General features: G+C 73.0%; 19 protein-coding genes and 1 pseudogene. 13 read left to right on the top strand and 7 right to left on the bottom strand.

Going from position 1 to position 19,384, the window contains the following annotated elements; all coding sequences use genetic code 11:
* The first annotated feature begins 50 nt into the window (after positions 1-50).
* Complete coding sequence (locus tag OHA37_RS35155; protein ID WP_266911483.1) at positions 51-2,018, top strand: APC family permease; 1,968 nt, start codon at positions 51-53, stop codon at positions 2,016-2,018.
* Here the strand turns inward: OHA37_RS35155 and OHA37_RS35160 are convergent.
* Entirely contained in the window at positions 1,909-3,159 is a 1,251-nt protein-coding gene (locus OHA37_RS35160) for a PucR family transcriptional regulator (protein ID WP_266911485.1), read from the bottom strand. The genes OHA37_RS35155 and OHA37_RS35160 overlap by 110 nt on opposite strands.
* A gap of 143 nt (positions 3,160-3,302) precedes the next feature.
* On the opposite strand from OHA37_RS35160, the gene OHA37_RS35165 reads away from it, so the two are divergent.
* Positions 3,303-3,875, top strand: a complete 573-nt coding sequence (locus OHA37_RS35165; RefSeq protein ID WP_266911487.1) for a TetR/AcrR family transcriptional regulator — start codon at positions 3,303-3,305, stop codon at positions 3,873-3,875.
* A 148-nt stretch (positions 3,876-4,023) separates the two neighbouring features.
* Positions 4,024-4,668: a DUF6461 domain-containing protein gene (locus OHA37_RS35170; protein WP_266911489.1), complete on the top strand. Its 645-nt coding sequence runs from the start codon at positions 4,024-4,026 to the stop codon at positions 4,666-4,668.
* A gap of 11 nt (positions 4,669-4,679) precedes the next feature.
* Here OHA37_RS35170 and OHA37_RS35175 read toward each other — a convergent pair whose 3' ends face one another.
* Positions 4,680-5,999, bottom strand: coding sequence for a M48 family metallopeptidase (locus OHA37_RS35175; protein WP_266911490.1), 1,320 nt, complete (start codon positions 5,997-5,999; stop codon positions 4,680-4,682).
* Positions 6,000-6,134: 135 nt separating this feature from the next.
* Here OHA37_RS35175 and OHA37_RS35180 point away from each other — a divergent pair, with 135 nt between their 5' ends.
* The 7 genes and pseudogenes from OHA37_RS35180 to OHA37_RS35210 all read left to right on the top strand — a co-directional run bounded on the left by OHA37_RS35180 (position 6,135) and on the right by OHA37_RS35210 (position 10,656).
* Complete coding sequence (locus OHA37_RS35180; protein WP_266911491.1) at positions 6,135-7,088, top strand: DUF4304 domain-containing protein; 954 nt, start codon at positions 6,135-6,137, stop codon at positions 7,086-7,088.
* Positions 7,089-7,234: 146 nt separating this feature from the next.
* Positions 7,235-7,471 (top strand): annotated as a pseudogene (locus OHA37_RS35185) (helix-turn-helix domain-containing protein); the annotation flags it as partial.
* A gap of 240 nt (positions 7,472-7,711) precedes the next feature.
* Entirely contained in the window at positions 7,712-8,110 is a 399-nt protein-coding gene (locus OHA37_RS35190) for a hypothetical protein (RefSeq protein WP_266911493.1), read from the top strand.
* Complete coding sequence (locus OHA37_RS35195; protein ID WP_266911495.1) at positions 8,107-8,886, top strand: transcriptional regulator; 780 nt, start codon at positions 8,107-8,109, stop codon at positions 8,884-8,886. The genes OHA37_RS35190 and OHA37_RS35195 overlap by 4 nt, the downstream gene beginning before the upstream one ends.
* Positions 8,887-8,957: 71 nt before the next feature.
* On the top strand, positions 8,958-9,398 hold the full coding sequence (locus tag OHA37_RS35200) for a roadblock/LC7 domain-containing protein (protein ID WP_266911497.1): 441 nt from the start codon (positions 8,958-8,960) through the stop codon (positions 9,396-9,398).
* 109 nt (positions 9,399-9,507) lie between these two features.
* The gene (locus tag OHA37_RS35205; RefSeq protein ID WP_266911499.1) at positions 9,508-9,882 is read left to right on the top strand and encodes a hypothetical protein; all 375 of its coding nucleotides are present in this window, start codon (positions 9,508-9,510) and stop codon (positions 9,880-9,882) included.
* A gap of 291 nt (positions 9,883-10,173) precedes the next feature.
* Positions 10,174-10,656, top strand: coding sequence for a VOC family protein (locus OHA37_RS35210; protein ID WP_266911501.1), 483 nt, complete (start codon positions 10,174-10,176; stop codon positions 10,654-10,656).
* A 69-nt stretch (positions 10,657-10,725) separates the two neighbouring features.
* On the opposite strand, the gene OHA37_RS35215 is transcribed toward OHA37_RS35210, so the two are convergent.
* Positions 10,726-11,466 carry an SIR2 family NAD-dependent protein deacylase gene (locus OHA37_RS35215; RefSeq protein WP_266911503.1) on the bottom strand — a complete coding sequence of 247 codons (741 nt, stop codon included), beginning with the start codon at positions 11,464-11,466 and terminating at the stop codon, positions 10,726-10,728.
* Between the two features lie 29 nt (positions 11,467-11,495).
* Positions 11,496-12,323 carry an aminoglycoside N(3)-acetyltransferase gene (locus tag OHA37_RS35220; RefSeq protein WP_266913358.1) on the bottom strand — a complete coding sequence of 276 codons (828 nt, stop codon included), beginning with the start codon at positions 12,321-12,323 and terminating at the stop codon, positions 11,496-11,498.
* 168 nt (positions 12,324-12,491) lie between these two features.
* Here OHA37_RS35220 and OHA37_RS35225 point away from each other — a divergent pair, with 168 nt between their 5' ends.
* Together OHA37_RS35225 and OHA37_RS35230 are read left to right on the top strand one after the other, a co-directional pair.
* The gene (locus tag OHA37_RS35225) at positions 12,492-13,370 is read left to right on the top strand and encodes an ATP-grasp domain-containing protein (RefSeq protein ID WP_266911505.1); all 879 of its coding nucleotides are present in this window, start codon (positions 12,492-12,494) and stop codon (positions 13,368-13,370) included.
* A gap of 106 nt (positions 13,371-13,476) precedes the next feature.
* Positions 13,477-14,337 (top strand): GNAT family N-acetyltransferase, encoded by an 861-nt coding sequence (locus OHA37_RS35230; RefSeq protein WP_443046348.1) that lies wholly within the window; start codon positions 13,477-13,479, stop codon positions 14,335-14,337.
* A gap of 147 nt (positions 14,338-14,484) precedes the next feature.
* On the opposite strand, the gene OHA37_RS35235 is transcribed toward OHA37_RS35230, so the two are convergent.
* From OHA37_RS35235 to OHA37_RS35245, 3 genes are all read right to left on the bottom strand, one after another.
* Entirely contained in the window at positions 14,485-14,928 is a 444-nt protein-coding gene (locus tag OHA37_RS35235) for a subtilase-type protease inhibitor (protein WP_266911509.1), read from the bottom strand.
* Between the two features lie 184 nt (positions 14,929-15,112).
* Positions 15,113-15,571, bottom strand: coding sequence for a cyclic nucleotide-binding domain-containing protein (locus tag OHA37_RS35240; protein ID WP_266911511.1), 459 nt, complete (start codon positions 15,569-15,571; stop codon positions 15,113-15,115).
* Positions 15,572-15,733: 162 nt separating this feature from the next.
* Positions 15,734-16,036, bottom strand: coding sequence for a hypothetical protein (locus OHA37_RS35245; protein ID WP_266911513.1), 303 nt, complete (start codon positions 16,034-16,036; stop codon positions 15,734-15,736).
* Between the two features lie 567 nt (positions 16,037-16,603).
* On the opposite strand from OHA37_RS35245, the gene OHA37_RS35250 reads away from it, so the two are divergent.
* Positions 16,604-19,336, top strand: coding sequence for a DNRLRE domain-containing protein (locus OHA37_RS35250; RefSeq protein WP_266911515.1), 2,733 nt, complete (start codon positions 16,604-16,606; stop codon positions 19,334-19,336).
* Positions 19,337-19,384 lie beyond the last annotated feature (48 nt).

Raw genomic sequence — 19,384 nt, forward strand, 5'->3', positions numbered from 1 at the left:
ACAGGGTTTATATGGGACGATTCGCCGCCGTTTTGGCTGATCATGCCTGAATGAGGCGTATCAATGCGAAACGTGTGCTGGTCGGCGAACCGCTCGACACCGCGCGCCTGGGCGAGACCCTGCTGCCCAAGCGGCTCGCACTCCCGATCTTCTGCAGCGACCCGCTCTCCTCCGTGGCCTACGCCACCGAGGAGATCCTGCTGATCCTCGCCCTCGGCGGGGTCGCGCTGCTCCACCTCGCCTGGTACGCGGCCGCCGCCATCGTGTTCCTGCTCGTGGTCGTCGTCGCCTCCTACCGGCAGACCTGCTACGCCTACCCGGGCGGCGGCGGCGCCTACATCGTCAGCTCCAAGAACCTCGGCCAGACGGCCGCCCTCACCGCCGCGAGCGCCCTGCTCGTCGACTACGTCATGACGGTCGCCGTCTCCGTGGTCTCCGGTGTCGCCGCCATCACCTCCGCCATCCCCTCCCTCTCCGATCACGAAGTGCCCCTGTCGGTGGGCTTCGTGGTGCTGCTGACCCTCATGAACCTGCGCGGGGTGCGGGAGTCGGGCCGGGTCTTCGCCGTCCCCACCTACGGCTTCGTCCTCGTCATCTACCTGATGTTCGCGGTGGCCGCCTACCGGCTCGCGACCGGATCCACCATCCGCGCCGAATCCGCCGATCTGCCGATCAGCGCGGAGGGCACGTACGCCGGCCTCGCGGTGGTCCTGCTCGCACTGCGCGCCTTCGCCTCCGGCTGTACCGCGCTCACGGGCGTCGAGGCCATCAGCAACGGAGTCCCCGCCTTCCAGAAGCCGAAGAGCAAGAACGCGGCGACCACCCTCGCCGCGATGGGCGCCCTGGCCGTCACCATGTTCGCCGGGATCACCGTCCTCGCCATGAACTACAAAGTGCACGTGGCCGCGGACCCGACCGAGCTGGGCCTGGCCCCCGGAACCCCGATGTCCACCGCGCTCGCCCAGATCGGCCGGGCCACCTTCGGCAGCTGGCACTTCATGTTCTACCTGCTCCAGGCCGTCACGGCCGGCGTGCTGATCCTCGCCGCCAACACCGCCTTCAACGGGTTCCCGATGCTCGCCTCGATCCTCGCCAAGGACCGGTACGTGCCCCGCCAGCTCTTCAACCGCGGCGACCGGCTCGTCTACTCCAACGGCGTCGTCCTGCTGGCGCTCGCCGCCATCGGCCTCATCGTCGCCTTCGACGCCCAGCTGACCCGCCTCATCCAGCTCTACATCATCGGCGTCTTCGTCTCCTTCACCCTCTCCCAGGCGGGCATGGTCAAGCACTGGAAGCAGGAGCTCGCCTCCCCGGAGACCCGCAAGGAGGAGCGGATCCACATCCACCGCCGGCTCGCCATCAACGCGGTCGGCGCCACCATGACCTTCGTGGTCCTGGTCATCGTCCTGATCACCAAGTTCACCCACGGCGCCTGGCTCGTCGTCATCGCCATGCCGCTGCTCTTCATCGGCATGAAGGGCGTACGCCGCCACTACGACACCGTGTCCCGGGAACTCGCCGTCGCTCCCGGGGTCAAACCCCGCAAGCCCGCCCGCCACCACGTCGTCGTCCTCGTCGCTTCCGTGCACGCCCCCACGCTCAAGGCCCTCGGCTTCGCCATGGGGCTGCGCCCCGACACCCTCACGGCCGTCTCGGTCGCGGCCGACGAGGAGAGCGCGAACCGGCTGCGCGCGGACTGGGCGGACCACGACCCGGGCATCCCGCTCAAGGTGCTCCACTCCCCGTACCGCGAGGTGGTCGGGCCCGTGCTGGCCTACCTGCAGGAGCAGGCGGCCGCCGAGGGCACGGACATGCTCTCCGTGGTCATCCCGGAGTACGTGGTCGGACACTGGTGGGAACAGCCCCTGCACAACCAGAACGCGCTGCGGCTCAAGGCGCGCCTGCTGTTCACGCCCGGGGTCGCGGTGATCGACGTGCCGTACCTGCTGGAGTCCGCGAAGCCGGAGCGGAAGGGGGAGCGGCAGGAGGAGGCGGGGACCCGGCCGGGCGCTGGGTGACCGCCGTGTGCGCCAGCGCCAGCTCCACGACGTGCGCGGGATCGGCCAGCGAGCGGCCGGTGAGCTGCTCCAGGCGGCGCAGCCGGTTCGAGACGGTGTTGCGGTGGCAGTACAGCCGCTGCGCCGCGTACGTGGTCGAGCCCCGGCAGGTCAGCCAGGTGCCCAGGGTGGTCAGCAGGACCCTGCGGTCCTCCGGGGCCAGTGCCAGGACCGGCCCCAGCACCACGTGACGCAGCCGGCCCGCGAGTTCGGGCTCGGCCGCGACCAGCGCCGCCGGGAGCCGCTCGTCCAGCAGGGCGGTGTGCGGACCGTCGGCTCCCGGCGCCGCGCGCAGCGCGAGGACGGCCAGCCGGCGGGCCCCGGCCAGCTCGCCCGGCGTCTGGACCACCGGGCTCACCCCGGCGCGTAAGCCGAGGGGCGCGAGCAGATCCGTCACGGAGGCGAGCGGCAGCGGGCCCAGCTCCACCAGGCCCGTCTCCCCGTCCGCCCGGATCCGCCACAGCACGCGCGGGGCGCCACCCTCCGGGGCGGTCCGCGCGCCGTCTCCGGCGTCGAGGACCACCACGGCGAACCGTCCGCGCTCCGGCAGTCCGAGCCGCCGCGCCGACTCGGCGGACCGGTCCGCCGGACCGCCGCCGTCGAACAGGGCGTCGAGCAGGGCCCCCCGCAGCTCCCGCTCGCGGTCGGCGCGTACGGCCTCGGCCCGGCGGTAGGACTCGGCCGCCGCGTCCGCCATCCGGTCGACCACGTCCCACAGGGCGGGCGCCCCCGGCAGCAGCCGGGGCAGCGCCGCCCGGTCCCGGGCGGCGACGGCCTCGGTCAGGACCTGCCACAGCAGCCGGCCGCAGAGCCGGTACACCCGCAGCAGGGAGTCGAGCGGCAGGCCCTGCCGGGCGCGGAGCTCTCCGTCGGCGCGGGCGTCGCCGAGCTCGGGCGGCAGGCCGCGGGCCTCGCGCACCAGACCGTCGACGATCTGGCGGAGCAGATGGTGGACCCGCTCGCGCAGGGCGGCCCGGCCGAGCAGGGCGACGTAGACGGCGCAGGCCGGATCCCCGTCCGGCGACCGGTCGGCCAGCCGCTCGGCGGCCACGGCGATCCGGCGGTCCAGGTCCTCGCGTATCTCCCCGATGATCCGCTCCATGACGGGCAGGGTGGCACGTCGGAGGGGGCGCTGGGGAGGGCCGCGACGAGGCGGTGTCCGCTAGCGTGTCCGAAGCACTGCACGTGCAGTGCATATGCGCCGGTCATACCGGCAGCCACGTCCACACGGTCAGGGACCCACCCATGCGCCAGAACCCCGAGCGCCGCGCCGCGCTGCTCGACGCCGCCATCGAAGTCCTCGCCCGCGAGGGGTCACGGGGGCTGACCTTGCGCGCGGTGGACACGGAGGCCGGGGTTCCGACCGGCACCGCCTCCAACTACTTCGCCCACCGCGCCCAGCTCCTCGTGCAGATCCTGCACCGCACCCGCGAGCGGCTGACCCCCGACCCGGCCGACCTGACGGGCCCGCTCGACACCAAGGTGCTGCTGCGCCGGCTCCTGGAGCGCATGCGCCGCGAGCGCAGCGTCCACACCGCGATGCTGGAACTGCGCCTGGAGGCCACCCGGCGGCCCGAACTCCAGGAGGCACTGGCCGGGTTCCAGGGCGCCGAACTGGAGGCGAACATCGCCTGGCACCTGGAGGCGGGGCTGCCGGGGGACCGGCAGGGAGTGGTCCTGATCTACCTGGCCATGCTCGGGCTGATCGTGGACGACCTCACCGTGCCCGGACTGCTGGACCCCCGGTCGCCGCACGGGGTCGAGGGGCTCATCGACACGATGGTCGAGCGCCTCCTCCCGGAGCGCCCCGCGGACTGACTATCGTGCCGGTAGGGCTGGTTCCGGGTTCCCTGTTCCTGGGTCCCGGTTCCTGGGTCCCCGTTCCGGGGTTCCGGCAGGGCCGGCGCCGCCGGCAGGACCGGCTCGCATCGCGTGGATCGTGGAGATCGCGGGAGGAACCGTGGCAATGGCGGACATCACGGGGCAGGGCGCGGACGGAGGCTCCCGCGCCTGCGACGGCGGCATCCAGTGGCTGGCGGACTGGAGCGCCTGGTACGTCAGCCTCACCTTCGCCCGGGGCATCGGCCCCGAGGAACTGGCCGCCCGGCTCGGCGCCTTGCCGGACCTGCGCCCCGGGCCGCTCGGGGCCATCGACGCGTGGAGCATGGTCACCGAGACCGTGGACGGCGACGGGGTGGCCCGGGTCGGGATCTGGGGCGCCTGGTCCTTCGCCGTGGAACACGGGGTCCCCGCCGGGGCCCAGCGCCTCGCGGAGGTCTCCCGCTGCGGGATCGAGGCCGTACACCTCGACCCGCAGCCCGATCACCCGCCCAAGCAGTTCGCGTACGCCCGGGACGGCGAGCTGGTCTGCTGCTTCGGCATCGGCGAGGAACACTGGCGCGGCGGCCACCGGCCCGACTTCCTCCTGCCGGAGCTGGTCGAGGCCAAGATCCTCACCCCGGACGGCTGCTACGCCCGCCCCGAGGACGAACCGTACGAGGAACGCGACCGCCTCACCCTCGCCGTACTGGAACACCGCTTCGCGCTGTCCCTGCCCCGCCGCCTCGTCGAGGAGACCCCGCTCCCGGCCTACGTGACCTGCACGCAGTAGGGGACTTTCCTTCAGCCGGCGTAGTCCCGGATCACCCGGCGGGCCAGCACGGCGCGGGCCGGAGCCAGCTCGGCCGCGACCGCCTGTGCCCGGGGGCCCTCGCAGACGACCCGGGCGGGCTGCGGGTCGGCCGAGGCCAGGCACCGCCGGCGCAGGTGGGTCGGCGGGTGCGTGTCGTCGACGCTGTGCCCGCGCCGGGCGGAGACCCGGCGCAGCCGCTCGTACTCGCGCTCGGGGACGGAGTCGATCCGCGCGGCCAGCCGTTCCCACAGCTCCCGCTCGGCGGCCTCGCGCACCTCGCGGCCCCCGGCCCCACCGCCGGCCCGGGCCGCCACCATCGACTCGCGCCGCAGGTGTGCCTCGACGCCGTCGCTCACCAGCAGCCGGTCCAGCAGCGTGACGGCCGCCCCGCTGGAGCCGGCACGGGCCGCGCCGGTGTCGGCCCGGTACTCCGCACGCTGCGAAGCCCGCAGCGTCAGGCCGTCGAGCAGGTGGATCAGCCCGTAGACCGCCCAGCGCGGCAGGAACGTCAGGGCGTTCATGAACCAGTCCACGATGTTGTCGTGGTTCACCGGGCTCAGGACGGAGTGCCATTCGACCAGGGACCGCAGGGCCCCGTGCATCAGGAACGAGGAGCGGACGTCGCCGTTCGCGAAGTGCCCGAGCTCGTGTCCCAGCAGGGCCACGCGCTCCTGCGGCGTGAGGATCTCCCACAGCCCGAGGCCGAGGATCATCACGCGCCGGCCGCGGTACCCGTAGGTGCGGACCCCGGCGTTGACGGAGGCGTCCACCACCACCGCGTGCACCCCCGTCGTCCCGACGGCGGCCCCCACCTCGTCGATCAGCCCGAAGAGGCCGGGCGCGTCCGCCCGGTACAGCACCGCCGGCCCGCTCGGGGACCGGCCCGGCCGCGGCAGCAGCACCGCCACGGCCACCAGGAGCAGGACGCCGAGCACGGGCTGGATGCCGGTGTGCCACCCGCCGATGATCAGCACGGCCGCGGCCAGGAACAGGCCCGCCGTGACCCCGTGCACCAGCAGGGCGAGCCCGAAGGCCAGGACGGTCGACCCGTCCGCCCCGACCCGCTCGGTCGCGGTCCCGCCCCGCCCGATCTCCTCGGCCAACTGCTCCCCGTACCGCGCGGCCAGGCGCCGCCGGACCTTCGCCAGACGTCCGCGGTCCGGATCCGGGGCAGCCGGGTCCACGTTCCAGTCACAAGCCGCGCACCAGTTCACGTACGACGCGTGCACGGTGACCTCGGTCCCGCACTCCGGGCACGGCCGCACGCCCGGTGCGTCCACCTCCCCGACGCCCTGCCCCACGGTTTCCACGTTCGATCCCCTCCCCGCCGCGGACCTGCTGTGATCCGCGGTCCGCGCAGGATAGAGGGGCCGGCGCCGGCCTCCGCGGCCGCCCGGGCATGGACGGTTTTGGCCGGGGAGGGCGCGTCTTGTGACACTACGGGTGTGAACGCGACCGACTTGTTCCACCAGACGCTGCGCGAGCGGATCGCCCCGGCCCTGCGCGACGCGGGTTTCACCGGTTCGGGGCTGGAGTACCGGCTCCGCGCCGCCGAACCGGACCACGCGCTGCTCGGCTTCCAGCGGAGCGCTTCGTCCGGGGCCGCCGAGTGCAGGTTCACGGTGAACCTGCGCGCGGTCCCGTACGAGGAACACGAGGCGCTGCGACGGCTGCGGCCGGCCCTCGGGACCCGGCTCAGCGCCAACCGCGTCGGCCCCGTCGGCTGGCACGCCAGGATCGGCCGCCTCCTCGGCCATCCGCACGACCACTGGTGGACCATCACCGACGAGCGCTCCGCCGCCCGCGCCGCGGACGAGGTCACGGACGTGGTGCTGCGCCACGCCGTCCCCGCGCTGTGGGGCGAGGTGACCGACCGGCCCCCGCTGCCGGGCCCCGTGGTGGATCCGGTGCCCGACTGCCTGGACCCGGTGTGCCTGCGCGTGGACGGCGATCCGTTCCCCGTCGGGAGCGGGGAGTCCCCCCTGCCCGTGGACATCGAAGGCACCCTCGTCCTGGAGACGGGCGAGCGCCGCCGGGCCTCGCCCTTCCTCACCGTCCACGACGAGCTGACCGACGCCGAAGCCCGCATCGTCATCGACGCCCCCTGGAAGCTGGAGCAGCCGCTCTTCGGCTCGGTCCGGGTCGGCATCGCCGCCGACGGAGACGTCAGGGTCTCCGCCAGCCCGGGCAGCATGCTCCCCGGCCATCCGCTGGCACTCCTCGGCGAACTGGCCCTGTGCCGGATCAACACGGCCGAGGTCGCCGGCAACGGCTCCCTGCGGCTCACCTTCGAACAGGGCACCCCGCGCGAGGCCTGCCTCACCGTTTCCGGCGCCCCGCACGCGCTGACCGTCGGCGCGCCCTGGCACATCGAGGGCTGGACACCGGCCCGCATCTGACGGCCCGCGTCCGGCGGAGCTTCAGTTTCCGGGCGCCGAGCATTAGTTGATCTTATGCTCGGGTTTACGCGAGTCCGCTGGTTTTGCGGCCGGTGAGCGACTTTGATGGGTTTGCCAGGCCTCGTACCGGAGCAGGGGGACTACTCATGGGTACCGAACACAGCCCGAAGGACAGCGCGGACAGTGGGAGCGCCACCACCACCGCACCCACCCTCATCGGTTCCGTACAGCGGGCGTGCCGGCTCGTGGAGGCGATGTACACCGAGGGCGGGGCGACCGCCAAGCGCCTCGCCCGGCTCACCGGAATCCCGCTGCCCACCGTGTACCACCTGCTGCGCACCCTCAGCCACGAGGGCTACGTACAGCGCGAGGGCGGGGCCTTCCGCCTCTCGGACGACCTGCCGCTCGCTTCGTGACAGCGGGTCCACAGGGGCGTTCGGGGCTCGTGTCCCCAAGTAATGATCAAAATGAGTGGGGTTCCGGCCAAGCTGTCACGTGCCATCGTGCATGTTCCAGCGGAAAATGCCAGAACGCCCTTTCGCAGTGTGGAAGTTGAGTAAGTTCCCTTCTGTCGCGCCGTACGACCGTGCACCATGCACGGTCCGGCCGGGAGGGGAGCCCGCGTGCCCGGGATCGACGAATGCCTGCTCGAAGCCATGGCCCTGCCTGGTGCCAGGGGGGCCGCGCTGGTCGACTGGAGCAGCGGACTGGCCCTCGGCACCGCCGGGGAATCACCGGTGGGGGACCACGAGACCACCGCTGCCGAGACCGCCGAGCTGGCCCGGGCGGCCGCCGAGTACGAGTCCTTCGCCCCGGGCGACACCGGGCCGGAGGACGCCGCCGGGCCACCCGTGGAGGACCTGATCGTCACGACCCGGACCGGGTACCACGTGCTCCGCTTCGTCGAGACCAGCTTCGACAGCAGCGTGTTCCTGCACCTGTGGCTCGACCGGACCGACGGCAACCTCGCCCTCGCCCGGCACAGACTCAGGGCCCTGGCGGAGGAGCTGGTGCTGAAGTGACCGCCACCGCTGTCGCCGCAGTGTCCCCGCTGCTCACCCGGCTCGCCGCCGAACGGGCGACCGGCGCCCTGTTCCGCGAGCGCGGCACCCTCTTCCTGGAGGACGGCCGCGTGGTGCACGCGGAGAGCCCCGCCACCCCCGGACTCGACGTCCTGCTCACCACCGGCGGGGGCCTCACCCCCGAGCGCTGGACCGACGCCGTGAACCAGGCCGGCGCCCGCCGCCAAGTCGCCCGCTTCCTCGTCGACAGCGGCGGGCTCGCAGGCGGCGAACTGGAGATATGCCACCTCGCCGCGATCTTCGACGCCGCCTTCTTCGCGCTCTCCCCGGGCAGCGGGCCCTCCCGCTTCCGGCGCGGGGCCACCCACTGGATCGGCTCCGTCCGCTCCGTACCGGCCGCCGCCGTCGAGCGGGAGACCTGCCGCCGCCGGGAACTGCTCGACGCGGTCTGGCCCTACCCGCTGCTCGACACCTCCCCGGTGGTGCCCCGCCCCGCCGCCCCCGGTCAGACCGTCACCGCGCGCCAGCGGATCCTGCTCGACCGGGCCGACGGGGTACGGACACCCGCGGACCTCGCCTGGGTGCTGGGCCGGCCGGCCTTCCACACCCTGCTCGACGTACGACGCCTCGCGGCGGCCGGGCTGGTCGAGACCCCGCACGCGCCGGCACCCGCCGCCGCCGCGGAGACGCCGCTGCCCGACTGGATGACGCAGGCGCAGTCCCCGGACGTGGCGTTGCTGCGCCGGTTACGCGACGCACTGGAGGCAAGCCTGTGAGGCTCCCGCTGCGAGCCGCCCAGCGCGGCGACCGTTCCGAGCGGCGGCAGTCCGAAAGGAGAAGGTCCGACATGAGTACCGTGCCCGCCGAAGCCGAGGCCGAGATACTCGCGGAACTCCGTCGGCTGCGGGCCCGCGTCCCGCAGCTGGGCGGGGCACTCGCCGCGAGCGTCGACGGCCTGGTCCTGGCCCACGACAGCGCCGCCACCGAGGCGGAATCCGTGGCCGCCCTGACCGCCGCGGCCCTCGGAGTGGCCCAGCGGCTCAGCGACTGCACCGGGCAGGGCGGGTTCCGCGAGCTGCTCGTGCGCGGAGAGGACGGCTACGTCGCCACCTACGCGGCGGGCGACGCGGCCGTACTGACCCTGATCGCGGAGCCGCGCGTCAATGTCGGCCGGCTCCACCTGGAGGCCCGCCGGTCCAGCCTGCGCATAGCGGAGCTGATCGACACCAGCCTCGGACGGCGAGGCCCGGCACCGGGCCCGGACCCGGGTGCCGGCCAGGGCTCCTGATCCCCCCGACCACGTACATCCGTACCGATCGAAACGTACTGACCGAACGTACCGACCGAAACGCACCGACAGAACGCGCCCGGGAAACCCAAGAGAAAGAGGAAGCGTCATGGCCAACGTGGAGACATCGCTCAAGGAAGCCACCACCACCATCGAGGGCGTGCTCGGCGTCGCCCTGGTCGACTGCAGCAGCGGTATGGCCCTCGGCACCATCGGCGGCGGAAAGGACCTCGACCTCACGGTCGCCGCCGCGGGCAACACGGACGTGGTGCGGGCCAAGCTCCGCACGATGGAGATGCTCGGTCTGAAGGACGAGATCGAGGACATCCTCATCACCCTCGGAAGCCAGTACCACCTGATCCGGCTCCTGAAGGGCCGCGGCTCCGCGGGGCTCTTCCTCTACCTCGCGCTCGACAAGACGCGGGCCAACCTCGCGATGGCCCGCCACCAGCTGAAGAAGATCGAAGCCGAGCTGGAAGTCTGACCCGATGGCGGCGGGGCGGTGGGCGGCTGAACTCGTTGCCGCCCGCCCGGCGGCTCCTCGCACATGCCCCGGAAAGGGGACACCGCGCCGCCTTCGGCGCGACCCGGCTGAAGAACCACATCTCGGCGGATCGTCGATCAGATGTCCGACGCGTACGCCTCAGGAGTGCATTCCAGGCTGGATACGGCCCGGTCCCGGCCCCACCGATGAGTTTCGGGGCCGGGACCGGTCTGTATGTGCGGGACGGATTTCCTCATCCGTACCCCCACCCCACGCATTCCGGAGGCAGTCATGGCGAGCAACCCCTTCACCACGTGTCTGTGGTTCGACGGCGCGGCGGAGGCCGCCGCCGACTACTACCTGTCGGTCTTCAAGGACGGCAAGCGCGGCCGCGTCGGCCTCTACCCCGAGGGGAGCCCCGGTGTGGCCGGCGAGGTCATGGTCGTCGAGTTCGAGATCAACGGCCAGAGGTTCGTCGGCCTCAACGGCGGCCCGCAGTTCCCCTTCACCGAGGCCGTCTCCTTCCAGATCCACTGCGCCGACGACGCGGAGGCGGACTACTACTACGAGGCCCTGACCGGCGACGGTGGCGAGGAATCCGCCTGCGGCTGGGTCAAGGACAAGTTCGGTCTGTCCTGGCAGGTCATCCCGGCCGGGGCCATCGAGCTGATCTCCGACCCCGACCCGGGGCGGGCCGCGCGGGCGACGGCCGCGATGATGAAGATGAAGAAGCTCGACGTGGCGGAGATGCGGCGGGCCGCCGACGCGGGCTGACGCGGGTCGGCAAGGGCTGCCGCGGGCCGAGGCCGGCCGGCGAGGGCCGGCGCCGCCCGGACCGACCCGCTAGAGGAGCGCGCCGTCCGCGGTGATCCGCTGCAGCAGGGCGGGCAGCGCAGTCCCGATGGGCTCGCGGATCACCTCGTCGGCGAGGGAGTCGTACGGTGTCTCCTGCGCGTTCACGATGATCAGGCGGGCCCCGGCCTCCGCGGCCATCCCGGCCAGCGAGGCCGCGGGCTGCACCTGGAGCGTCGAGCCCACGGCAACGAAGACGTGGCAGCCCTTGGCTACCGCGACGGCCTGCGCGAGCACCTCGGGGTCCAGCCGCTCCCCGAACATCACGGTCGCCGCCTTGAGGATCCCGCCGCACGCGCGGCAGGCCGGATCCGGTTCCCCGGAGGCGACCCGGGCCAGCGCCTCGTCCATCCCGGTACGTGCATGACAGGCCGTGCACACCACGGCCCGCGCCGTGCCGTGCAGTTCGAACACCTTGCGCGCGGAAGTCCCCGCGAGCTGGTGCAGACCGTCCACGTTCTGGGTGATCACCCGCACCGGGATCCCGGCTCGCTCCAGCTCGGCGACGGCGAGGTGCGCGGCGTTCGGCTGCGCCCCCAGGGCCCCGATCTCGGCGCGCATCAGCCAGGACCGGCGCCGGATCTCCGGATCGGCCATGTAGGGCGCGTAGGTAACGAGGCTCTCGGCGTCGGGCTCCCGGCGCCACAATCCCTGCGGCCCCCGGTAGTCGGGAATCCCCGAATCGGTGGACATCCCGGCCCCACTGAACACTGCGACGAGCGGCTTTCCCATGCGCCGACTCTAGGCAGCCCGGGCGGCTTTCACCACGGGGTTTCGGCCAGGCCGTCGCTTTCGGATCGTGCCGGTCGGGCCCGGGACCGCGAGTCCGCGTCCAGCAGTTCCTGGAGACGGGGGACCGCGAAGTCGACCAGGGCCGGGACGGGGAGGAGGCGGCACTCCGCGCCGCCGACCCGTGACGGACGGATGCCCGCGTGGCGTTCGAAGTCGGGGCCCACGACCGGGAAGTGGGTGTCGTTGTCGTTGCCCACGTCCGGGGTTTCCACCCAGACGCGCTCACCGGCCACCTCCATCGGGAAGCGCCGCACCCGCAGCCGGGGGCGGGGCGCGAGGGACTCGACGTAGTGCAGGAACGAGTTCCGGTTGTGGCCGACGCCGATCAGCAGGATGTGCGCGCCCAGGTCGTGCAGGCGGCCGAACGGCGAGGTGCGGCCCAGTGCGAAGCCCAGCGACTGCGTCGCGGTGACCTCTGCCGCGCGGGCGCCCACCGCCGCCACCGACGCCTGCGGATGCCTGCTGCGCAGGCTGTCGGGCAGGGACCGCAAGGCCTCGGGTACGGCGCCGAGCGCACGCGTGACCGGCAGCCCCGGGTGGAACAGCGGCACCGCGGCCCGCCGTGCCGCCACTGCGGCGTCCGGCACGCCCACGTGTTCCGGGTCGGGATCGGCCACCTCCCAGGTGAACGCCGGGACGGCCACCGTCCCGGCCGGCCCCACCGCCTCGCGCAGGCTCGCCACCACCGTCGCGGCGCCACCGTCCACGCGCCCGAGCGCGGACAGCGAGGCGTGCACCATCAACGCCATGCCCTCGCCGACCCCGGCCGCCCGCCAGCCCGCGACCAGCTCACCCATCCCGAGCACGAACGCCCTCCCGCTGTCCGGCCGGTTCCGATTCCGGCACTTCGGTACTCCGGCACTCCGCCGTTACGGCATTCCGGTTCCCGTGCCGATCACATCATTCCGGGGGGTGGCCGGTGCATCCGGGGTCCGGCCGCACACGGACGTCCGTAGGGTGGCCGCATGCCGACCACCGTCCTGTACTGCTCCGATCCGCTGAACGAGCGCCGGGCCGATGCCCACTTCGCCGAGGAGGCACGTGCGGTGCGCGCCGCCGGAGGCGCCGTCGGGCTCATCGACCACGACGCGCTGCTCGCCGGGGACGCCGGCCGGGCCGTGGCGCGGGTACCCGCCGGGTCGGGGGCGCTCTGGTACCGGGGCTGGATGATCCCGGCGGCCCGGTACGCCGACCTCGACGCGGCCCTGCGCGAGCGCGGATGCGCACTGCGCGTCACTCCGAACGCGTACCGGCGCGCCCATGAACTCCCCGGCTGGTACGAAGCGTTCGCCGGTCTGACTCCGCCCAGCCGGTGGCTGGAGACGGCTCCGGGACAGACCCCGGAGCCCGCCCGGCTCGCGGACGCCGCCGCGGCCCTCCCGTCCCGCGCCGGCATCGTCAAGGACTACGTCAAATCCCGTAAGCACCAGTGGGCGGAGGCCTGTCACCTCCCCGACCTCGCGGACCGGACCGCCGTCCACCGCGTGGTCAGCCGCTTCGTGGAACTCCAGGGCGAGGATCTGGCCGGTGGGGTGGTGCTGCGCGCCTTCGAAGAGTTCACGGCGGCCGAGGGCGTGGCCACCGAGGTGCGCGTCTGGTGGCGGGGCGCCGAGCCCCGGCTGGTCACCGCCCACCCCGACAGCCCGTACGCCGCGGCCGCGGCGCCGGACCTCGGACCGGTGCGGGCCGCCGTCGCGGAACTCGGCTGCGCCTTCGTCACCACGGACCTCGCGCTGCGCGCGGACGGAGCCTGGCGGGTCGTGGAGGTGGGCGACGGGCAGGTGAGCGATCTGCACCGGGAGGCCGATCTCCAGGCGTTCGTCCGCCTCCTGACGGGCGGTTGAGCCCCGGCCGCGTGCCGGTCGGGCCGACCCGCGCGGCCTCTCGGCCCTCCCGTGGAAACGCCCGGGCCGCAAGGGCGGATCTGGTACAACAGCGGACATGACGGGACTGACTGGATTCGAGATCAACGGCGCGAGCGCAGCCGACATGGCGCTGCTCCGGGACTGGGCCGACGAGGAGGGATGGAACCCCGGGGACTCCGACCGGTTCGCGTTCTCCGTCGCCGATCCGGGCGGATTCCTCGTCGGGCGGCTCCACGGGGAGCCCGTCGCCTGCATCTCGGCCGTCCGGTACGGCGACGGCTTCGGCTTCATCGGCTTCTACATCGCCCGCCCCGACGTCCGTGGTCAGGGCTACGGGATCCGGCTGTGGCGGGCCGGCATGGAGCGGCTCCACGGGCGGCTCGTCGGGCTGGACGGGGTGGTCGAGCAGCAGGACAACTACCGCAAGTCCGGCTTCCGCTCGGCCTGGAACAACGTCCGCCACGAGGGGGCGCCGCTGGCGACCGGGCAACCCCCGCGGGAGACGGCGACCGGGGTGCGGATCGTGGACGCGGCCACCGTGCCCTTCGGGCAACTCGCCGCCTACGACCGGAGGTTCTTCCCCGAGCCGCGCGACGCCTTCCTCGCCGCCTGGGTGGGCCTGCCCGGCCGCACCGCCCTCGCGGCGGTCCGGGACGGCCGGGTCGAGGGGCTCGGTGTCGTCCGGCCGGGCAGCGGCGCCTCGCGGATCGGCCCGCTCTACGCAGCCGACCCGGAAGTCGCCGCAGCCCTGCTGCTGCGGCTCGCGGAGCGGACCCCCGACGGTACGGTCGCCGTGGACGTACCGGACGCCCATCCGCGAGCCGCCGCCCTGCTGGGCGGACTGGGCCTGACCCCGACCTTCGAGACCGCCCGGATGTACACCGGCCAGGAGCCGGACCTCGACCTGACCGGCATGTACGGGGTCACGAGCCTGGAGCTGGGCTGATCCGCGGGCTCGGGTCTCGGATCTCGGATCTCTCGGGTCTGCGGCTCGGGCCCCGGCCCCGGCCCCGGCCCCGGCCCCGGCCCCGGCTCAGGCCCTGGCCCCGGCCCTGGCCCCGGCCCCGGCCCCGGCCCCGGCCCCGGCCCCGGCTCAGATGGTGAAGGCCGTGCCGGTGCTGTTCCACAGGGCGCAGGGGTTCGCGTAGGTGTAGGAGTAGTTCATCCGGCGGCCCTGCCACACGCCTTCGGCGGTGACGGTCAACGGGTTCCACTCCCTGGTACACGCCGCGTCGGGGCGCGGCTCGGCGAGTGCGTCGAGGTCGGCGGAGTGGGCCTGTAATTCGGCGCACGCCGCATCCGGGTCCGGGTGGGTGCCGCCGGGCCGGGGTGCGCAGACCAGGGTGACCGCGCGCAGCACCGTACCGCTCGCCGCGTCGTCGCCGTCGGTGACGCTCAGGACGAGCGCGGACGGGGCGTAGAGGCTTTCGCCGCCGGTGGGTGCGGCCCCTGCTATGCCCGAGCCCGTCAGGGCGGTGAGGGCCGTGAGCCCCATGGCGGCGGACGACAGTCCCAGGGTCCTGGTGACGGATCGCATGTCGAACACTCCTCGCGTCGTTGCGTCGGATAACGGACGCGAGTCTTGCCCATGCGGAACCGGAACGCCCGTTCGCACCTCTACTTCTCGTCACTCAGTGCGTACGCATGACCGCAGACCGCAGCGTTCTGCGGCGGCTGACCTGTGGGGGAGTGGTCGGCGGAATCGGCCCGAACCCGCCAGATCAGCTCGCGGCGAGGCGGGGGGCGTACGTGTCGAGGAGGCGGGTCCGGGTCTGGTGCAGCCGCAGCGCGAGCACCCGCCCGACCCAGTGGCCGAGGGCGGACCCGAAGGCCGGATCGGCGTCCATGAGCATCCGTACGGTCGTGGCGTCGAACTCGTACGCGCGGACCGGCGTCATGGCCTCGGCGGCCAGCTGCCACACGTACGGCGGGAACAGCCACGACCAGCCGACCAGTTCTCCGGGGCCCAGGCTCTCGATGGGGGTGGGCCGGCGGCCCGGTACCGGGATCTCCAGGGTCACCGTGCCGGAGCGCACGATCCAGAAGGAGTCTGCCCGGGTGCCCTCGTCGAAGATCCGCGCGCCCTCGTGGAAATTGACCTCGCGGGCGTGCGACATCAGCCGTCCCCTGTGTTCGGTCGACAGGACGGCAGCGATCCGGATGGGGGAAGGTGTGCTCACGACGGCCTCCGATCGGGACCCCCCGCTCCCCCCAGTGTCGCCGACGCCGGAACGAATCCGAGGCGTCCGTCTCCGGAGAATTGTCCGATTTTCGGCGACGTAAACCCCGCAGACCGTGAGAGCGGCCAGCTCGCGGCCTGCGGGTTCCCGACCGATCCCCGGCTACTCCTCTGCGCCGGCCTCCAGACAGGCCAGCTCCATGGCGTCGAGGACCGCCTCGTGGCTGCGCCCGCTCAGCTCGGAGACGTTCTCGATCTGGGCCGTCGCCCAGGCCGCCAGGGTCATCACCAGCACGCGGAGCCCGTCCGTTCCGTATTCCGCGAAGATCTCGTCGGCGGCGGCCATCGCCTCCTCGGGCACCTGCTCCGGTGGTTCGAGCCCGGCAAGGCCGCGCAGCAGGGTCAGGGTGCGGCGGGAGATCTCGGGGGTCATCCTCGCCAGCCGCGTGTCTTCTTCGTCGTTCATCCCGCTCCGCCCCTCCGGTCCCGCGCCCGCGCCCGCGTACGTCCCCGGGCGTGCGCTCCTGCCCGTGCCTGTGCCGTTCCCCCAGGGCACCGTAGAGGGGCGCGGGCCCGGGTGTGGCGGCAATGGCGAGAACGGGCCCGGCGTCCCATGTTCCGGACGGGTGGAGGGGAGGGGCGCGGGTGCGGCCGGGTCGGCCCTGCGGGGCGGTGTCCCCTACCCGCCCTTCGCCCGTTCCCCGGGCTCTGCCCGGACCCGGTCCTCAAACGCCGGACGGGCTGGGAATGCCGCTGCGCGGCATCATCCAGCCTCGCCGGCGTTTGGCATTGCCCCGCGCAGCGGCGTATCGGCGGGCCCGGCCCCGCCCCGCCCCGCGAGGCGCGGCCACGGCCCGCCCGGTGCGATTCGGCATCCGATGGGTCAAGTGCGGTGAACGGAGCCGGGATTCCGCCTAAGGTGCCGGTGGCCACGGGTGTGGAGGTCCGTACGATGGTTTCCGGCCATTGCGTGGGCCACAATCCGCACTCCGCACTCCGTTTTCCGTTTTCGTTTTTCCGAACTGGGGGGTTCATGCGTAGATCCAGAGGGCTGGCCGCCGCTCTCACCTTGGCGCTGGCCGGCACCTGCACGGCCATGGGCCTCGGCCTCGTAGAAGAGGCCGCGGCCATCACCCCGCCGGTGGCCTTCACCGCCGACGAGCTGCCCACCTGGCAGGCCAACGGTGTCGTCTGGGCCCTGGCCGAGGCGGGCGACCAGGTCTTCGTCGGCGGCACCTTCTCCGCGGTGCGCCCGCCGGACGGCGCCGCCGGAACCGAGCAGGAGGCGGTGAACTTCGCGACGCTCGACGCCGCGACGGGCGCCCCGACCTCCTGCAAGCTGTCCTTCACCGTGGGCTCCGGCACCGCCACCGTCCGCGCGCTCGTCCTCTCGCCGGACAAGGCGACCCTGTACGCGGGCGGCTACTTCGGCGCCGTGAACGGCACCGCGGTCTCCAGCCTCGCCGCCATCGACGTGGCGACCTGCACCGTGAAGACCGGCTTCCGGCCCGCCTTCGCGGCCACCGTCCGGGCCCTCGCCGTCACCGGCGACACCGTGTACGCGGGTGGAGACTTCCTCACCGTCGCGGGCCAATCGCGCGAGCGGTTCGCCGCCGTCGACGCGGCCGACGGCACGCTGAAGCCCTTCACCGCGAACGCCGACGAGCCGGGCCGGGCCATCGAGCTCACCCCGGACGGCGAACACGTGGTCCTGGGCGGCGACTTCTTCACCTTGGGCGGTACGAACAGCCATGCCCTGGCCGTCGTCGACGCGACGACCGGCGCCGTCACCAAGGCGTACCCCGGGTTCGTCGAGACCAACTCGGTGATCAAGGACATAGCCACCGACGCGACCGGCTTCTACACCGCCAACGAGGGAACGGGCGGCGGCGTCTTCGACGGCCGGATCGCGCTGAACCTGAGCGACTTCGGCCAGCGCTGGCGCGACACCTGCCTCGGCGCGACCCAGGCCGTGCTCCCGTACCAGGACGTGCTCTACAGCGCCTCGCACGCGCACGACTGCTCCAGCATCGGCGAGTTCCCGGACGGCCAGCGCCACCACCTGCTCGCGCAGCCGACCACCGCGACCGGCAAGCTGGGCTGGGCTCCCGACACCAACGACGGCATCGGCGAGGGCATCGGCCCGCGCGTGATGGCGGTCGGCGCCAAGGCCGGCGTCAAGTACCTCTGGGTGGGAGGCGAGTTCACCACCGTCAACGGTGCGGCGCAGCAGAGCCTGACGCGCTTCGCCTCCACCGGGGACACGGGTGCGCCCAGCGTCCCGGTGGCGAGCGCCGTGAGCTTCAAGCCCGGTGAGGTGCAGGTGCGCTGGCGCACCAGCCTCGACCTGGACGACGGCACGCTGACGTACAAGGTCTACCGCAACGGTGCGGCCACGCCGATCGCCACGGTCGCGGCCGACTCGCTGTTCTTCCGCCGCCCGCAGACCTCCTGGACCGACACCACCGTCACCGCCGGCCAGTCCTACACCTACCGGGTGACCGCCACCGACGCGGCCGGCAACGTCAGCGCCCTGTCGGCCACGGCGAGCGTGACGGTGCCGAACTCGCCCGACGCGTACCCCAACGCGGTCCGCACGGACGGAGCGCAGCTGTTCTGGCGCTACGACGAGTCGGCCCTGCCCTTCGTCGCCGACTCCTCGGACGGCGGCAACCAGAGCGGTGTGCACTTGAACGCCCCCGCGCTGCGCCAGACGCCCGGCGCGGTCACGGGCGCGAGCACGGCCATCGGCTTCGACGGCACCGACACCCAGGTGTACGGGGACCGCCGCCAGTCGGTCGGCTCGACGTACAGCATCGAGACCTGGTTCAAGACGAACACCACCAGGGGCGGCAAGCTCTTCGGCTTCGGCAACAACCAGGCCCGCGGCAGCAGTCAGTACGACAAGCACATCTACATGACCAATGCCGGCCGGCTCGTCTACGGCGTCTACAGCGGCGGGACCCACACCGTCACGACCGCCGCCGCGTACAACGACAACCAGTGGCACCACGTCGTCGCGACCCAGGGTCCGGGCGGCATGACCCTGTACGTGGACGGAGCCCAGAAGGGCACGCTGGGCTTCACCGCGCACGAGAACTTCGCGGGCTACTGGCACGCGGGCGGCGACAGCCTCGGCGGCTGGCCGGACCGTCCGATCAGCGAGTACTGGGCCGGTCAGCTCGACGAGACAGCCGTCTACCCGACGGTCCTGAGCGCGGCCCAGGTGCAGAACCACCACACCCTGGCCTCCGCCCCGGCCGACTCGGTCGTCGAGGTCCAGGCCGCTGAGGACACGTACGCCAACGCGGGCGCCCCGGGCACCAATTACGGGACGTCCGGCTCGCTCGCGGTGCGCGGAACCTCGTTCTACGCGAGCTACCTGCGGTTCAACCTGCCCGCCGCGCCCGCCGGCACGGTGCTCAAGTCGGCCACGCTGAGCGTGAAGACCAGCACCATGACCGGCGCCGGTACGACGGACACGGTGTCCGTGCTCCCGGTCACCGGCTCCTGGACGGAGGCCGGGACCACGTACGCCAACCGCCCGGCACTCGGCGGTCCGGCGCTCGGCAGCTTCGCGGGCGTCCCGGAGGGATCGGCCGTCCAGACGACCGGCCTGGACAAGACCGCTGTCGCGGGGGCGCTCGGCAGCGCCTACGGCCTGGCGCTGAGCAGCGCCGGGACGGACGCGCTGTGGCTGTGGTCCTCGGAGGCCGCGGCCAACGAGGGGAGCCCGAAGCTGACGCTCACCTTCGGCGCGCCGTAGCCGGAGCGGGTCCTACGTGCGGCGGCCGGAGCGGTTCCTACGCCCGGC

The sequence above is a fragment of the Streptomyces sp. NBC_00335 genome (assembly GCF_036127095.1).
In the GTDB taxonomy this organism is placed as follows: domain Bacteria; phylum Actinomycetota; class Actinomycetes; order Streptomycetales; family Streptomycetaceae; genus Streptomyces.

Excerpts from the sequence above, each read along its gene's own strand:
- OHA37_RS35165 (WP_266911487.1), top strand. The coding sequence starts at position 3,303 with ATGCGCCAGAACCCCGAGCGCCGCGCCGCGCTGCTCGACGCCGCCATC.
- OHA37_RS35200 (WP_266911497.1), top strand. The coding sequence starts at position 8,958 with ATGAGTACCGTGCCCGCCGAAGCCGAGGCCGAGATACTCGCGGAACTC.
- OHA37_RS35155 (WP_266911483.1), top strand. The coding sequence starts at position 51 with ATGAGGCGTATCAATGCGAAACGTGTGCTGGTCGGCGAACCGCTCGAC.
- OHA37_RS35160 (WP_266911485.1), bottom strand. The coding sequence starts at position 3,159 with ATGGAGCGGATCATCGGGGAGATACGCGAGGACCTGGACCGCCGGATC.
- OHA37_RS35245 (WP_266911513.1), bottom strand. The coding sequence starts at position 16,036 with ATGAACGACGAAGAAGACACGCGGCTGGCGAGGATGACCCCCGAGATC.
- OHA37_RS35225 (WP_266911505.1), top strand. The coding sequence starts at position 12,492 with ATGCCGACCACCGTCCTGTACTGCTCCGATCCGCTGAACGAGCGCCGG.
- OHA37_RS35170 (WP_266911489.1), top strand. The coding sequence starts at position 4,024 with ATGGCGGACATCACGGGGCAGGGCGCGGACGGAGGCTCCCGCGCCTGC.
- OHA37_RS35250 (WP_266911515.1), top strand. The coding sequence starts at position 16,604 with ATGCGTAGATCCAGAGGGCTGGCCGCCGCTCTCACCTTGGCGCTGGCC.
- OHA37_RS35215 (WP_266911503.1), bottom strand. The coding sequence starts at position 11,466 with ATGGGAAAGCCGCTCGTCGCAGTGTTCAGTGGGGCCGGGATGTCCACC.
- OHA37_RS35205 (WP_266911499.1), top strand. The coding sequence starts at position 9,508 with ATGGCCAACGTGGAGACATCGCTCAAGGAAGCCACCACCACCATCGAG.
- OHA37_RS35220 (WP_266913358.1), bottom strand. The coding sequence starts at position 12,323 with ATGGGTGAGCTGGTCGCGGGCTGGCGGGCGGCCGGGGTCGGCGAGGGC.
- OHA37_RS35210 (WP_266911501.1), top strand. The coding sequence starts at position 10,174 with ATGGCGAGCAACCCCTTCACCACGTGTCTGTGGTTCGACGGCGCGGCG.
- OHA37_RS35235 (WP_266911509.1), bottom strand. The coding sequence starts at position 14,928 with ATGCGATCCGTCACCAGGACCCTGGGACTGTCGTCCGCCGCCATGGGG.